Here is a 1,539-nt window from a genome sequence, read left to right as displayed (position 1 = left end):
GTCTTCTGGTGTCAGCACCGTTCGTAACTTCACTGAAGAGTACAAACTCAACAACGGTAAATCTATTATCGTCATCGGTGAAGGTCGTCTCGTCAACCTCGCCGCAGCAGAAGGACACCCCAGCGCAGTGATGGACATGAGCTTCGCCAACCAAGCGATGGCTTGCGAATACCTCGTCAAAAACCGGGGCGAACTGACTCCAGGCATTCACTCTATCCCCGTCCATGTGGATAAAGAAATCGCCCGGATGAAGCTCGAAGCAATGGGCATCCAAATCGATACCCTGACGGCGGATCAAATCGACTACGCTAACTCTTGGACTTCTGGTACCTAGATTAGATCTTCACGATTAGCTAGTTTTTAAAAAGCACAGGTCAAAATTTGACCTGTGCTTTTCAGTATGCGTAACAAGAAATCCAAGAAATTCTCAATAGTGAAGTCTTATGTATATCAGTAAATATGGAAAAACAATAAAACTTTTCTTGATGGATTCAGCACCAGACGGAAGGGTTGTATGTGAACTATCTAATTGGACAGGAAAAGCTTATAGAATTCCTAGAGGCAAAGTAAAAGACTGCTCGGATAGAGAAGATCTCAGAAGCACAGCAGTTTACTTATTATTCGGAAAACCTGAAACATCAACTGATAAGGCTAAAGTTTATATTGGCGAGGCTGAAAATGCTTATTTAAGACTTGTTTCACATGTATCAGAAAAAGAGTTTTGGAATGAAGCAGTCGTATTCATTAGTAAAGATGAGAACCTTAATAAAGCACACATAAAATACTTAGAGTCCAGATTATTTGAAATTGCAAATATGGCATCTAGGTATGATATTGAAAATAGTAATACTCCAACAAAAAGCTCTATTTCAGAGTCCGATCGAGCAGAAATGGAAGAGTTTATTGAGTACATCAAAATTCTCATAAATACGTTGGGATTCAAAGTATTTGAGCCACTTATAAAGCAAAATTTATCTAATAATAGTGATGATGAGAAATTATATATAAAGGCGGCTAGAGGTGCTAACGCAAGAGGACAAAGAACCTCGGATGGATTTGTTGTTTTTTGCAACTCTGAGATTGCGATTGATACCGTTAAGTCTTACCGTGAAAAAAGACTTAATAAACTAAGGGATGAACTCATCGAGACTGAAATTATTGTAAAAGTAGAAGACAAACTTTTTTTCAAAGCCGATTATTTGTTTAGCAGCCCATCAGCAGCCGCAATGGTAATTATGGGACGTAGTGCAAATGGGTTGTTGGAATGGAAAGATTCTTCTGGTAAGATATTGCGCGACATTGAGAAGCAAGAAATCATAAAAGCAAACGAACAAATCCAGTAGAATATCTATTTTTGATTTGGTGCGTTACGCTACGCGGTAACACACCCTACAGCTTGGTAAGCTGTTCTGTTATGACTTCCTTACTCGCCTGTCATCACGCGCAAGCGGATTGAGTTTTCACCACTGTCATCAAGAGGAACTTCGACAATTTCGCTGGAGAGGCGTTCGACGCAGGCAATGAGCGATCCGAGTTTCC

At 40.2% G+C, this 1,539-nt stretch carries 2 protein-coding genes; both read left to right on the top strand.

Annotated elements, in window-relative coordinates; translation table 11 throughout:
* Window positions 1-334: adenosylhomocysteinase (locus RMO27_RS18800; protein WP_309735362.1), on the top strand; the 334-nt coding region annotated here is incomplete at its 5' end.
* 109 nt (window positions 335-443) lie between these two features.
* Window positions 444-1,343 carry a GIY-YIG nuclease family protein gene (locus tag RMO27_RS18795; RefSeq protein ID WP_309735360.1) on the top strand — a complete coding sequence of 300 codons (900 nt, stop codon included), beginning with the start codon at window positions 444-446 and terminating at the stop codon, window positions 1,341-1,343.
* Window positions 1,344-1,539: the final 196 nt, after the last annotated feature.

The organism is Chamaesiphon sp. OTE_75_metabat_556 (assembly GCF_031378165.1).
Classification (GTDB): domain Bacteria; phylum Cyanobacteriota; class Cyanobacteriia; order Cyanobacteriales; family Chamaesiphonaceae; genus Chamaesiphon.
This window is presented reverse-complemented; position numbering and strand designations above follow the sequence as displayed.